At 44.2% G+C, this 14240-nt stretch carries 14 protein-coding genes and 2 tRNA genes; 15 read left to right on the top strand and 1 reads right to left on the bottom strand.

Annotated elements, in window-relative coordinates; genetic code table 11:
• The first annotated feature begins 6 nt into the window (after positions 1-6).
• The 14 genes from Q1Q15_RS13800 to Q1Q15_RS13735 all read left to right on the top strand — a co-directional run bounded on the left by Q1Q15_RS13800 (position 7) and on the right by Q1Q15_RS13735 (position 11509).
• A complete protein-coding gene (locus Q1Q15_RS13800) occupies positions 7-582 on the top strand; it encodes a uracil-DNA glycosylase (protein WP_300460926.1) in 576 nt (191 codons plus the stop codon).
• On the top strand, positions 572-1468 hold the full coding sequence (locus tag Q1Q15_RS13795; RefSeq protein ID WP_300460924.1) for a tyrosine recombinase XerC: 897 nt from the start codon (positions 572-574) through the stop codon (positions 1466-1468). The genes Q1Q15_RS13800 and Q1Q15_RS13795 overlap by 11 nt, the downstream gene beginning before the upstream one ends.
• 18 nt (positions 1469-1486) lie before the next feature.
• A complete protein-coding gene (gene hslV / locus Q1Q15_RS13790; protein WP_300460921.1) occupies positions 1487-2029 on the top strand; it encodes an ATP-dependent protease subunit HslV in 543 nt (180 codons plus the stop codon).
• Between the two features lie 41 nt (positions 2030-2070).
• Positions 2071-3444, top strand: coding sequence for an ATP-dependent protease ATPase subunit HslU (gene hslU, locus Q1Q15_RS13785; protein WP_300460918.1), 1374 nt, complete (start codon positions 2071-2073; stop codon positions 3442-3444).
• The gene (argB, locus tag Q1Q15_RS13780) at positions 3441-4319 is read left to right on the top strand and encodes an acetylglutamate kinase (RefSeq protein WP_300460915.1); all 879 of its coding nucleotides are present in this window, start codon (positions 3441-3443) and stop codon (positions 4317-4319) included. Before hslU ends, argB begins: the two co-directional genes overlap by 4 nt.
• Before the next feature lie 45 nt (positions 4320-4364).
• Positions 4365-5537 carry an aspartate aminotransferase family protein gene (locus Q1Q15_RS13775; RefSeq protein ID WP_300460913.1) on the top strand — a complete coding sequence of 391 codons (1173 nt, stop codon included), beginning with the start codon at positions 4365-4367 and terminating at the stop codon, positions 5535-5537.
• Between the two features lie 14 nt (positions 5538-5551).
• Complete coding sequence (argF, locus tag Q1Q15_RS13770; RefSeq protein WP_300460910.1) at positions 5552-6469, top strand: ornithine carbamoyltransferase; 918 nt, start codon at positions 5552-5554, stop codon at positions 6467-6469.
• Positions 6470-6491: 22 nt separating this feature from the next.
• Entirely contained in the window at positions 6492-7919 is a 1428-nt protein-coding gene (gene argH, locus Q1Q15_RS13765; RefSeq protein WP_300460907.1) for an argininosuccinate lyase, read from the top strand.
• A complete protein-coding gene (locus Q1Q15_RS13760) occupies positions 7916-8347 on the top strand; it encodes a hypothetical protein (RefSeq protein ID WP_300460904.1) in 432 nt (143 codons plus the stop codon). The genes argH and Q1Q15_RS13760 overlap by 4 nt, the downstream gene beginning before the upstream one ends.
• Position 8348: 1 nt before the next feature.
• Positions 8349-8858 (top strand): 2-amino-4-hydroxy-6-hydroxymethyldihydropteridine diphosphokinase, encoded by a 510-nt coding sequence (gene folK, locus Q1Q15_RS13755; protein WP_300460902.1) that lies wholly within the window; start codon positions 8349-8351, stop codon positions 8856-8858.
• Between the two features lies 1 nt (position 8859).
• The gene (gene fsa, locus Q1Q15_RS13750; RefSeq protein WP_300460900.1) at positions 8860-9504 is read left to right on the top strand and encodes a fructose-6-phosphate aldolase; all 645 of its coding nucleotides are present in this window, start codon (positions 8860-8862) and stop codon (positions 9502-9504) included.
• Positions 9505-9593: 89 nt separating this feature from the next.
• Positions 9594-9668, top strand: a tRNA-Gly gene (locus Q1Q15_RS13745).
• An 8-nt stretch (positions 9669-9676) separates the two neighbouring features.
• Positions 9677-9751: transfer RNA gene (locus tag Q1Q15_RS13740), tRNA-Cys, on the top strand.
• Between the two features lie 561 nt (positions 9752-10312).
• On the top strand, positions 10313-11509 hold the full coding sequence (locus tag Q1Q15_RS13735) for an NADH:flavin oxidoreductase (protein WP_300460898.1): 1197 nt from the start codon (positions 10313-10315) through the stop codon (positions 11507-11509).
• Positions 11510-11832: 323 nt separating this feature from the next.
• On the opposite strand, the gene Q1Q15_RS13730 is transcribed toward Q1Q15_RS13735, so the two are convergent.
• On the bottom strand, positions 11833-12306 hold the full coding sequence (locus Q1Q15_RS13730) for a tetratricopeptide repeat protein (protein WP_300460897.1): 474 nt from the start codon (positions 12304-12306) through the stop codon (positions 11833-11835).
• A 559-nt stretch (positions 12307-12865) separates the two neighbouring features.
• On the opposite strand from Q1Q15_RS13730, the gene Q1Q15_RS13725 reads away from it, so the two are divergent.
• Entirely contained in the window at positions 12866-13930 is a 1065-nt protein-coding gene (locus Q1Q15_RS13725) for an NUDIX domain-containing protein (protein WP_300460895.1), read from the top strand.
• Positions 13931-14240 lie beyond the last annotated feature (310 nt).

The raw sequence follows: 14240 nt of genomic DNA, 5'->3' as shown, positions 1-14240 counted from the left end.
TCAGGTATGTCAAATGATCGGGATTCAATCAAGACCGACCTTATAAGCGTGATAAATGATTTCTCCCTTTACCTGTCTGCTCAACGAAAGATGGGCAACACGTCTCTGGGTATTTCTAAACCATCTGAAGCCCTGATCAACAACTGGGGCATGAAAAGCCAACCCCAAACGCCTTTTTTTTTTGAAGGCCCTGAAAATGCATCCATTTTTATCTTAGACAGCGGCACCCGTTTTTTTAAAGGTCCGGGGGGTGAGCTGCTCATTAAAATCCTTGCTGCCATGACCCTGTCTTCTGATGCCGTATTCATCTGCAATGCCGGTGATGCAATAGCCGTACATCAAAAGATAGACATTATTTCTCCCAAAGTGATCATTACCCTTGGCACACAGGCCGGGCAGTTTTTGTTGAAGAACCGTCAGCCCCTGGAACAATTTCGGGGAAGATTCCATGATTATCATGGTATTAAAGTGATGCCGACCTTTCATCCGTCCCTGCTGCTAAAACACCCTGAATATAAACGTCAGGTGTGGGAGGATATGAAGCGTGTGATGGCATATGCAGGACTGAAAGATGGTTCTTGATCGGTTTATTGACACGCTCCTGGCCCAAAAAGGATACTCTGTCCATACCAGTCGTGCCTATCGATCTGATATTTTAGGTTTTATCCGTTTTGTTCTAAACGATGAAAGTTCTGATGCCGCCCTTTGCCAGAAATCGTTTTTACCCCTTGTGAACACCCTGGATACCACTGCCATTAGAAATTATCTTGCCTGCCTTGTAAAATCCGGCAAAACCAAACGGACCATGGCAAGAAAATTATCGTCCCTAAAGGCTTTTTTTGATTATCTGCTCCAATCCGGTCAGATCCGGGTTAATCCGGCAGACACGGTGCCGTTTCCAAAACTGGAAAAAACCATACCCCGATTTTTAAGCGTTGATGATATTTTTTATCTTCTGGATTCGATTAAATCAGACACCTGGTTTGATAAACGAAATTTGGCCATGTTTGAAACGTTTTACTCCACAGGCATGCGGGTATCGGAAATGGAAGGCCTGAATATAGAACATATTGACTTTAAACGCCAAATGATTAGAGTCTTTGGAAAAGGGTCCAAAGAAAGGGTTGTGCCGGTTGGCAAAAGAGCTTTGACTGCGATTGAAGAATACAGAAGATCATTAAAAGAAAATTTTATTCCGGTTTTTGTGAATAAAGTGTTTTCACGATTAAGTTCACGGTCCATCCGGCGGATTCTTGATAAAACAGTCCGGGAGTGCCAACTGAATATCCCGGTTTCTCCCCACACACTGCGTCATTCTTTTGCAACGCACATGCTGGACTCTGGTGCGGATTTAAGGGGGATTCAGGAAATTTTAGGGCATGTCAGTCTTTCAACAACCCAGGTGTATACCCATGTAAGTATGGACAGGTTAATGCAGGTGTATGATAAGTCACATCCAAGAAGCTGAAAACATAAGGCAATGAAAATGAATACAGAAACATTTCACGGGACCACGATTCTGGCAGTACGGCATAAAGATGTCGTCGTTGTTGCAGGCGACGGTCAGGTGACGTTGGGCAGTATTGTTACAAAGCACAAGGCCAGAAAGGTCAGAAGAATCTATAATGATAAGATTGTTACCGGTTTTGCCGGGGCCACCGCAGATGCATTGACCCTGTCTGAAAAACTTGAAAAAAAACTGGAACGGTATAACGGAAGCTTGACACGGGCCTGTGTGGAGCTTGCCCGGGACTGGAGAACGGACAAGTATTTAAGGCGGCTGGAAGCCATGATGATTGCCGCAGATAAGGAGAATACTTATCTTTTGTCCGGCAACGGGGATGTGATTGAACCCGATGACGGGGTGATCAGTATTGGTTCCGGCAGCACAGCGGCCCAGTCTGCAGCAGTTGCCTTGATTGAAAATACCGATCTTGCGACCCGGGTCATTGTAGAAAAAGCCATGAAAATTGCAGCTGATTTGTGTATTTATACCAATCATCATATCACGGTGGAAGAAATAAAATAGCATTGAATGAACAGATTGAATAAACAAGAGAACATATAAAAATGGAAGATTTAAAACCAGGACAGATCGTTACAGAGCTGGATAAATATATCATCGGCCAGAAGGATGCCAAAAAATCAGTTGCCATTGCCCTTAGAAACAGATGGAGAAGACGACAACTGGACAAAGACCTTCAAGAAGAGATCGCCCCTAAAAATATCATTTTAATCGGCCCCACCGGCGTGGGAAAAACCGAGATTGCCCGCAGGCTGGCCAATTTGACGGATTCTCCATTTTATAAGGTGGAAGCCTCAAAATTTACAGAGGTGGGATATGTGGGCCGTGATGTAGAATCCATGATCCGGGATATCGTTGAGCTGACCGTCAATAATCTGAAATCCAGACAACAGGATGCTGTTCAGGAAAAGGCCGCCCGGATGGCTGAAGAAAGACTCCTGGATATTTTGCTGCCGCCGTCTTCACAAACCAGTGCCGGTATATCAAATGATCTGGATATTATTCCAACCGGGCAGGGTGACCAGGAGGGTCAGCCAGCGGGGTCAACCCGGGAAAAGCTGAGAAAAATGCTCCGGTCCGGTAAGCTTGATTCACGAAAGGTTGATCTTGAGGTGGCGGATAAATCTTCGCCCATGGTTGAAATTTTTTCCAATAGCGGCATTGAGGAGATGGGGATCAATGTCAAGGATATGCTGGGAAATCTGATGCCCAAAAATACCAAACGCCGCAAGGTAAAAATCAAAGATGCCATCAAACTGCTGACCCAGGAAGAAGCGGCTCACCTGGTGGACATGGAACAGGTAAAGGCGGATGCCGTTACCATGGTCGAGCAATCCGGGATTATTTTTATTGATGAAATCGATAAAATTGCCGGCAAAGAAAAAAGTTATGGACCGGAAGTGTCAAAGGAAGGCGTTCAAAGAGACCTGCTGCCCATTGTTGAAGGCAGCTCAGTCCCCACAAAATATGGCATCGTAAAAACAGATCATATCCTGTTTATTGCTTCCGGGGCATTCCATGTATCCAAACCATCTGATTTGATCCCGGAACTTCAAGGAAGGTTTCCCATAAGAGTGGAGCTGACCTCCCTGGGCGCCCATGAATTTATACGGATTTTAACAGAACCTAAAAACGCACTGATCCTTCAATACATTGCCCTTTTAAGAACAGAAGGCATTGAAATTGAATTTACCAAAGGTGCCATTGAAAAAATTGCCGATATTGCCGTGACAGTCAATTCCACAACAGAAAATATCGGTGCCAGAAGGCTTCATACCGTTATGGAAAAGTTGTTGGAGGAGATCTTGTTTGCGGCACCGGATATTGAAGAAAAAAAGATTGTCATTGATGCTGCTTTTGTGGAAAAACAATTGATGGGCATCGTTGAAAATGAAGACTTATCAAGGTACATCTTATGAAGAACAGTGTTGCTGACATCCTCATTGAGGCACTCCCCTATATAAAACGATTTTCCGGTAAAACCATTGTGGTGAAATACGGGGGGCATGCCATGGTGGATGAAAACCTGAAAAAAGATTTTGCCAATGACATCACCCTGCTGAAATATATCGGAGTGAATCCGGTTGTGGTCCACGGGGGAGGACCCCAGATCAATAAGGTGCTGGAAGCCATGGGGATCACCTCAACATTCATCCGGGGCATGCGATATACAGATGATGAAACCATGGATGTGGTTGAAATGGTGTTGGGCGGCAAGGTGAACAAAGATATTGTCTCAAGGATTAACCGGCAGGGGGGGAAAGCCGTGGGCTTGACCGGAAAAGACGGTATGCTCATCACGGCAGAGAAGATGACCATCTATTCTCAGGCAGAGGACAACAAACCGCCGGAAATTATTGATCCGGGTATGGTGGGGGATGTCTCCCATATTGATCCTGATATTATTCATACCCTTACTGCCAAAGGATTTATTCCCATTATTGCCCCGGTGGGGGTCGGTAAAAACGGGGAAACCTATAATATCAATGCGGACATTGTTGCCTCTAAGATTGCATCAGCCCTGAATGCAGAACGTCTGATGCTGGTAACCGATGTGGATGGTGTCCTGGATGGGGATAAAAAACTCATCTCTTCTGTGGATGCGTCAACCATTAAACAGATGATCAATGCTGGTGGTATTAAAGGGGGGATGATTCCCAAGGTCGAATGTGCCCTGGATGCACTAAAAAATGGGGTGGAAAAGGTGCATATTATCAATGGGAAACTGCCCCATGCCGTATTGCTTGAGCTGTTTACCGATTCCGGTATCGGTACCCAGGTATTTGTGGAATAATGGTTAACTCCGAACGTTGAGTCGTTAAATAAAAGAGGGATAAACATGGATTCGATTAAGCGAACAGATGATTTTGTATTTCAAACCTATCTGAGACAAGGTAAAGCCTTTGTTAGAGGGGAGGGGACCCGGCTCTGGGATGAGGATGGAAAAGAATATACGGATTTTTTAGCCGGTATTGCGGTGTGCAGCCTGGGACATTGTCATCCGAAAATAACGGAGGCCATCAGCAGACAGGCAGCGAAACTTGTTCATGTGTCCAATCTCTTTTATACCCTTCCCCAGGCAGATCTGGCATCACGGCTGTGTGAGAAAAGCTTTGCCGACAGGGTGTTTTTTGCAAATTCCGGAGCCGAGGCCAATGAAGCCGCCATTAAACTTGCCAGGCGGTATTTTCAGAAAAAAGGAGAAAAACAGCGGTATCATATCATTACCATGCAACAATCCTTCCATGGGCGGACCATGGCCACGTTATCCGCAACAGGCCAGGACAAGATAAAAGACGGATTTTATCCGCTGCTGGATGGGTTTTTACACGTCCCCTTCAATGATATTGATGCGCTGGAAAAGAGAATGGATGAAACCGTGTGTGCGGTGATGCTTGAGCCGGTTCAGGGGGAAGGCGGTATCATTCCGGCTGATAAGCACTATTTAAAGGCCGTCAGAGAGCTTTGCAATCAACGGGAAACCTTGTTGATTTTTGATGAAATTCAATGTGGCATGGGCAGATGCGGTACCCTGTTTGCCCACCAGCTTTACAATGTCACACCGGATATCATGACCCTTGCAAAGGCGCTTGGCAACGGGCTTCCCATTGGTGCCATGCTGGCAACCGAAGCTGCGGCAACTGGGTTTGATTTCGGCAGTCATGCCACGACCTTTGGCGGTACCCCCCTTGCCACGGCAGCTGCCCTGGAAGTCCTCAACATTATCAGTGACACATCATTTTTAGCCGCTGTCCGGGAAAAAGGCCTTTATTTTAAAAGCAGGCTTGAAGCCCTCAAGACCACCCATTCCAGGGTTGTGGATGTCAGGGGAGAAGGGCTTTTGCTTGGATTGGAAGTCGATAAGGATGCCGGTTTTTTTGTTGGGGAATTGATGAAAAAAGGCTTTATAATAAATGGAATTCAGGATAAAGTCCTGAGGTTTGCGCCACCCTTAATCATTGAAACAAAAGAGATTGACAGGCTGGTATCCGCATTGGACAGCCTGTTATAAGTTAGGAGATTGTTTTGAAAAAAGATTTATTATCACTCTTGGATCTTGAAAAAGATGACTTTGAAACTCTTTTTAAACGAGCGATCCAGTTAAAAGAAAGATATGCCAGGGGTATCCTTGATACGTTGTTGACCGGAAAAACGTTGGGATTGATTTTTGACAAGAAATCCACCCGCACAAGGGTGGCTTTTGAAACGGCAATGATACAACTGGGGGGTCATGCCATCTATATGAGCGCCCAGGATACCCAGATATCCAGGAATGAACCGGCCAAGGATACGGCCAGGGTTCTGTCAAGATATATTGACTGCCTGGCCATGAGGACCTTTGATCACGCCCTGGTGGAAGAATTTGCCCAAAGCGCCACCATACCGGTTATTAATGCCCTCACGGATTCTTTTCACCCGTGCCAGATATTGAGTGATATCATGACCATTATCGAATATAAGGGCGGATATAAGGACGTAAAAGTTGCCTGGGTAGGAGATGGGAATAATGTGGTCAATTCATGGATCAATGCAGCAAGTGTCCTGGGATTTGACCTGGTGGTGGCCTGCCCGGAGAATTACCAGGTGAACCCCCGGATTATTGACATGGCATCCCTGGAAGCCAAATCCAATATTGTATTTACAAATGACCCCAAAGATGCGGTAAAAAATGCAGATGTGGTCTACACGGATGTCTGGGCCAGCATGGGGGAAGAAGATGAATTGTCCAAACGGATCATTGCCTTTGAGGGGTTTCAGGTGAACAAGGCGCTTTTGTCCGGGGCAAAGGATGATGTGATGGTGATGCATTGCCTGCCGGCTCACCGGGGGGAAGAAATTTCTGAAGCGGTTCTTGAAGATAAAAACAGCGTGTTCTGGGATCAGGCAGAAAATAAAAGACATATGCACAAAGCCATTCTGGAAAGTTTGATATTGGGCAATTAAAAAAAAGGAAATTCAAGAGGTCATGAGTCAGAGCGGTGGGAATAAAAGTGCTGGAAATCAGAGTGGCGAAAATGAAAAACTGTGGGGGGGAAGATTCTCCCAAAGCACAGATGAACTGGTTGAAAAATTAAATGCCTCCATTGATGTGGACAAACGGCTCTATGACAGTGACATTGAAGGCAGTATCGCCCATTTGAAAATGATGGCCGAGGTGTCCATCATTACCCGGGATGAGGCAGATATCTTGATTAAAGGGTTGGGACAGGTAAAAGCGAGAATTGAAAACAATGAGATGCAATTTTTAGCCAGCCTTGAAGATATTCATATGCACATTGAAAATGAACTGGGAAAGGTCTGTGGGGATGTGGCGCAAAAACTTCATACCGGACGAAGCAGGAATGATCAGATTGCCCTGGATGTCAGGATTTATTTAAAAAAAGAAACCCGTATCATTATTGACTTGTTGGCGGGGTTTCAACGATCCCTTGTCAGAATGGCGCAAAGCCACCCGGATGTGATCATGCCGGGATACACCCATCTTCAACGGGCCCAGCCCGTGCTGTTTGCCCATCATCTGATGGCCTATTATGAAATGGTCAAGCGGGATATCCAGCGATTTGAAGATTGCCTCAAGAGAATTGATGTAATGCCCCTGGGAGCAGCAGCCCTTGCCGGTACCACCTATCCTCTGGATCGTGAATTTACCCGGGAGGTGCTCGCGTTTTCAGCGGTCTCTGATAACAGCATTGATTCCGTGTCAGACAGGGACTTTGTCATGGAGTTTATCTCCCATGCTGCCATTGCCATGATTCATTTTTCCAGACTTTCCGAAGAATTGATTCTCTGGTCTTCTTCTGAGTTCTCATTTATTACCATTTCAGATGCGTTCACCACCGGGTCAAGCATCATGCCCCAGAAAAAGAATCCTGATGTGGCAGAACTGGTAAGGGGAAAAACCGGCAGGGTGGTGGGCAACCTTGTCAGTATTCTCACCCTGATGAAATCATTGCCCATGGCCTATAATAAGGATATGCAGGAAGACAAGGAACCCTTGTTTGATACCGTGGATACGCTCAAGATATGTGCGGATGTGTATACCCGGATGTTTAAAAATATTGAGGTCCATAAAGACAGAATGCTTGATGCCTGCACCCAGGGATTTTTAAATGCAACTGACCTTGCCGATTACCTGGTCTCAAAAGGACTGCCGTTCCGAAAGGCCCATGCGGTTTCCGGGAGAGCCGTTGCCTATGCCGTGAATCAAAAAAAAGAACTCCATGATCTGACCCTGGAAGAATTTAAAGAGTTAAGTGAACTGATAGGGCCGGATGTTTATTCATTTATTACCCTGGATAAAATGATTTCAAGACGAATCTCATACGGGGGAACCAGTTTTGATAATGTTCGACAGGCGGTGAAAAAAGCTGCCGGAGAACTGGGGTTACAATGACACATAAAAGAATCGGCATTAAGATTTTGATGGTGCTGTGCAGTGCCGTTCTCCTGGCTTTCACGGGATGTGGGAAAAAAGAATCCCCATTGCCGCCTGAGATTAATGGAAACAGGATTGCCGCCCCTTTTAATTTAAAATACAGATCTTATGATACAGAAATTGTACTGTCATGGGACCATAAAATTAACCAAGAGACTGCCGCTGTAACACCTGAAGGCTTTGACATTTTTATGAACAAAAAAACATTTGACGACTGTGAGGGATGTCCGTTTGAGTTTGAGAAGATTGGACATGTTGTTATGCCGTCCATGGCATTTGTGAATCCAATAGAAAAGGGGTTTAAATATTATTTCAGGGTTCAGGCAACAGGGGATGGCCAGATGAAAAGTGAATTTTCAAAAACAGTCCAATTTGAGTCTCCATAAAATGGATCAGCATATTGTTTATTTAAGCGTTGGTTCGAATATCGGAGACAAGAAAAAAAACCTGAAGCATGTAATACAACTGTTACGCCATCATGATCAGATGGCGGTGCTTGGGGTGTCTTCGTTTTATAAAACAGAACCCCAAAACTATACAGATCAGGACTGGTTTGTGAACGCGGCCTTGAAAATAGGGACCCCATTGACACCTGATGGTTTGCTCGGTGCCCTTAAGGCCCTGGAAAAAGATTTGGACAGGGATGGTAAACCCTTCCGGTTCGGTCCCAGAATTATTGATCTGGATATTATTTTTTATGATGATCTGATTCTCAAAACCGACCACCTTGAAATCCCCCATCCAAGAATGCACGAAAGATGTTTTGTATTGGTCCCTATTTGTGATATAGGTGCTCAAGTAAACCATCCTGTTTTAAACCTACGATCACATGAATTGTTAGAAAAATTAAAAAAACAAGAACCCCAGAAGGTAATCCTTCTGGACGAGGAGGCGTAAAGTGAAATTTTTTATTGATACGGCAAATATTGAGCAGATTAAAGATGCCAATGATATGGGTATGGTTGATGGTGTAACCACCAACCCTTCCTTAATTGCAAAGGAAGACGGAGAGTTCAAACAGATCATCGCAGATATTTGTAAAATTGTGAAAGGTCCTGTCAGTGCGGAAGTGATCAGCCTGGAATACGAGGGCATGGTAACAGAAGCAAGGGAGCTTGCAAAAATAGCGGAGAATATTGCCGTTAAAGTCCCCATGACGGTGGAAGGGTTAAAAGCGGTCAAGACCCTTTCTGCAGAAGGTATAAAAACAAACGTAACATTGGTTTTTTCAGCACTTCAGGCATTAATGGCAGCCAAAGCCGGTGCAACATTTGTCAGCCCGTTTATCGGCCGCCTGGATGATCTTGCCCAGGAAGGGATCGGACTGGTTGAAGAAATTGTTCAAATTTACGCCAATTATGATTTTGATACCCAGATTATTGTGGCCAGTGTCAGAAACCCCCTTCATGTGCTGGACTCAGCCCTTCTAGGGGCTGATATCGCCACCATTCCGTACGGAGTGTTAAAGAAACTGGCATCCCATCATATGACCGACAAAGGGATTGATGCCTTTCTGGCAGACTGGAATAAAAAAAATGGATAACGGGTATTAACGCCGGAAAATTACATTGATTTTGATTTTTATATTGACAAAATCAATGTTCGAGTATATAACTCATTTTTGTTTGCTGAGCGGGAATAACTCAGTGGTAGAGTGCGACCTTGCCAAGGTCGAAGTCGCGGGTTCAACTCCCGTTTCCCGCTCCAAAACACAAGGCGGCTTGGCCAAGTGGTAAGGCGACGGCCTGCAAAGCCGTTATTCTCCAGTTCAAATCTGGAAGCCGCCTCCATAAAAAATTCAAGGACTTAGGATCAAATCCTAAGTCCTTTTTTTTATGGCTAAAATTTTTATTCCCCACACTATTCCCCACAAAAAGTTACATTTTTGGAAAATATTGATTATTTGAGCTCCTATCCGCAAAATTCCAACCTTTAAACCCTGGAATAAAGGGGATATACTCTCATCCCGGCAAGACGATTAAGAGTACAATAAACAAACGTAGTGCCATAACAAAGCCTATAAAAATATAAATTACTATAATTATGGGTCATATGAATTTTGGTTCAAAAAGATGGGCTAAGAAAAATTAAGTTGTCTCCTTGACAAATAAGCAAAAAACATACTAAACAAATATTGTTTTCAAATCTGATTCATTTATATCTTTGAGTTGATTTGATTATTAAGAATCTACTCTACAACCCTTGAATTCCGATTCTCATTCGCTGGTTAACTTTTGAGCACATTAATTAACAAATACGTATGTATGAAAAGATGGATAATCCATTTTATCACTATAAGCATGTGCTATAGGAGAAAATTACTGAACAGGAATTACATATAAAGGTGACTTATGAACGTATTGTTTACACAACAGATGATTGGAAACGTAGAACTCAAAAACCGGTTTGTTCATTCTGCTACCTATGAAGGTATGGCAGATCCTGATGGCAAAGTTACGGAAGATCTAATAAAACGTTATCGCCTCCTGGCACAGGGGGATGTCGGTTTGATCATCCCCGGGTTTATGTATATCCATCCTCTAGGTCGAGCATATAAAGCCCCCATTGGCATTCACTCCAACGAGATGATTGAAGGGCTGAAAAATTTGGTCAAAGCAGTCCATGAATTTGATTCCAAAATTTTTTTCCAGCTTAACCATGCCGGACAACAGACCAGTTCGGCAGATATTGGTCAGACACCTTTGGGACCTAGCAGTTCGGTCAGAGATCCGATTAATTTTTTTAAACCAAAGCAAATGAATGAAAATGAAATTAAAGAAGCTGCTGATGCCTACGTACACGCTGCAGAAAGAGCAGTAAAAGCTGGTGCCGATGGCGTTCAGGTACATTGTGCCCACGGATATCTGATCAATCAGTTTTTGTCGCCTTTTTTTAACCGTAGGCAGGACAAATGGGGTGGCTCTTCAGAAAATCGATTTAGATTTCTTAAACAAGTGATTCAAGCCATACAGGCAAAAGTGCCAAATGATTTCTGTATAACGGTCAAGCTAAACACGAACGACTTCACACCCAAGCAGGGAATCACCCCTGAACTTGCTGTTGAATACGCTGGAATGCTGAAAAAATTGGGTATTGATATGATCGAGGTCAGTTGCGGCTCATCAATATTTTCATACATGAACATGTGCCGGGGGGATGTGCCGGTCAAAGAGATGGTCCAGAGCATGCCTCTTTGGAAGAAACCGGTTGCTTGGCTAATGATCCAAAGTCTGAAAGGCAAATACGATCTTGACGAAGGATATAACATAAAAGCAGCAAGAGCAATCAAGCCTGTGATAGGAAATATCCCATTGGGCATAGTGGGCGGGATGCGAACTTTGGATAAAATGTCGCAGGTCATCACAAATCAGGATGCAGATTTGATATCTATGTGCCGTCCGTTTATCCGAGAGCCGTTTATCATTAAAAATTTCAAAGAGAATAAAAAGGATAAGGTCTCCTGCATATCGTGCAACCGTTGTTTGGCGGCCGTTCCCAACGGTTTCCCCATCCGTTGTTATAATAAGGATTTCCCAAAAAAAATCTAAGAACAGCACGGTTTTATAAAACAATGGTTTGCCCACAATGGAAAAAAGGACTGAATTCAGAGCTATAGTTTAGCTTCGCAAACAAGGGGGCAGTCATACACCAGATATAGGGTTGTGCAAAAAACGTTAAAACATCCAGACTATAATTACAAGTCGTCGTTTTCTGGTGCTCGGTCAAACCAGAGACTGATACTTTGATTGAAAGCCTCCAGAGAATTTCAAATTGGTAGGAATCTAAAAATATTCAAATCGACACTTCATAAAATTTAGCTCGAAGATTCAAGCACCTCTTTTGTTTGTTTCAGGAACATTTCGGCTTCATTTTACTTAAATATTTCAATTGCCTTGGATAAACACTTCCGGGCTGGATTAATTTTGTTTCTTGGTTTGTACAATTGTCCTAAATTGAGATAGGCTTCACCCGCGATACCGTTCGCCCCGATTTCTTCTGCAAGTTCAATTGCCCTTTTAAAATGAGCTTCCGCCTTCTTTGCTGCAACCGGAACATTCTTAATAATAAAACCAATATTTTTTGCCATCCCCGTCAGTGGTTTAGTAACCAGGTAGTGATCTGACTTAATAAGCTTGGAAATCTCATAAGTTCTCTCACCAACTCTGAAAACTTCTTCAAACTTTCCCAACTCAGCTGAGTTCCATGTCAACCATGTGCAGGCATATCCAACAAGTTCCTGATTTCCTGTATCTTCGCCTAAATTCAAGGCTTCGCGAAGAGAAGAATACGCTTTGTCACAAGTGCCGCCCAACCAGTAGGCAAAGCCAAGCCAGGCGTTAAACATGCCATATTTTGCCCTGTTCTCCAGGGATTTGGCCAAATCCATATGGGTAGTGAAAAGATCAATGAGGCCGGAAATAAGACCGTGGATCGTAGTGGATATTTCAATTTCAGAAATTTTTTTAGCGGTTTTCCAATTACCTTTTTTTTAAAATGAAAAAACCGAAATATGGAACAACAATCTAAACCCAGAAAAAACGTAGCAAAGAGAAAAGGAAGCTTAAATTATTTTAGCAGAATAAAAAGTTAAATTCAAATTTATAGTTGACTATTTTGTTTAGCAGAAGGATCAGTTAGATATTTCCTGTTTCATAAAATTTTATTAAGAATAGAGGCGATACTTATGTCTATTGAGGCTTTCTGACCGTGAATCCAGAACAGGCATTACTGGAAGAAATATTGCGGGGTGATCTACCCCGATGCCTGGCCGTCTCTTCTTTATCTTTTTGTTGGGTTGTTCTTTTATGCGTGGGCGGCGCCTTTCCATATAAAAACAGGACATTCCCAAAGAAGACACCGCAATTTCCTTTACACCCCCTGTCGGGACTGATATTTTCCCATTCATGATTATCACACATCTTTTACTGGCTGTCCTGTGGATCAGCTGGTGTACATTACACAGCGCTATGATCTCCCTCTCCGTCACCTGTTATCTGGAACACCGCCTGGGACAGGGCTATCGGTTTTATCGACTGTTTTTCAATGCCGTGGCAGTGGTCACCCTTTTACCGGTTTATCTATACGGCCAGGGGATCGACAGTCCCCTGTGCCTTATTGTGCAAGGCCCCTTGCAGACAGTCAGAATCGCTTTATTGCTCACCTCACTGCTGCTGTTCGTGATGGGTGCCAGGGTGTACGATTTGAAACATTTCACCGGACTACGCCAAATCCGGCAAAAGCCTTTTTCATTATCTGGCGATACCATCCCCTTTAAAACCAGAGGCATTCTCACAGTTACCCGCCATCCCTGGTACCTGGGCGGCATTTTTCTGATCTGGACTTACCAGGCGCGGATGACCATGGCAGATGTCATGGTCAATGCCATTTTAAGCCTTTACTTTGTGGTGGGGGCCATGCTGGAGGACAGAAAACTCAAAAAAACCATGAAAGGCACCTATGATCAATATGCTTCCATGGTGTCCATGCTTTTTCCAGTCAAATGGTTACGGTACCTGCTTAAACATTGCCGTCTGCCCGTCAGCACCCGGCTGTATCCGGCCCACCCCGTGCTGGCCGTGGGAGCTGTTGTTTTCAAGGCAGATCATGTGCTGTTGGTAAAGCGTAAGAATCCCCCATCACAAGGGGTCTGGGCTATACCTGGCGGTCGGGTACGACTGGGTGAAAGCATTCAGGAGGCTGCCCAACGGGAAGTCCTGGAAGAGACCGGTGTGATCATTACCCCCCGGGAGATGGTATTCGCATTTGATTCCATTGAAAGGGATGGCTTTCACAATGTCCGGTATCACTACCATATTGTTGATGTGGTGGGAGATTACGTCAGTGGCGAGCCCATGGCCGGAGATGATGCCTTGGATACCCGGTGGGTATCCCGGCAGGCCCTTGCCACAATCCCGGTGAATGAAAAAACAAAGCTGCTGCTGGAAACAAAATTTGATTTTCAGGGTTAGGAAAAACCTTTCGGAAGAGATGTCCATGTTTCCCTTTTGATTAGGGTGGCCCTCTTAACCCATAAACGTTCCAGACTTTGCATATAACCGTCTTACCCAGGGTCTTGCCCTGGACTATTCTCCCTGGGGGGTGCAATAAGCGGCTGATGTGTTTTTTATAAAGAAATGAGCAAGTTTTTCATTAAACTCTACTTGAGGATGGCGGTTAGTTTCCTTTTATATTTGTTCTTGGGCATGGAAGCACCTTTAATTATGAAGGTTCCATTATGCAAAAGAGGGAGAGATTGAACGGAGAGCTAAGATCATTTTG

Source organism: Desulfobacula sp. (genome assembly GCF_030145145.1).
In the GTDB taxonomy this organism is placed as follows: Bacteria; Desulfobacterota; Desulfobacteria; order Desulfobacterales; family Desulfobacteraceae; genus Desulfobacula.
This window is presented reverse-complemented; position numbering and strand designations above follow the sequence as displayed.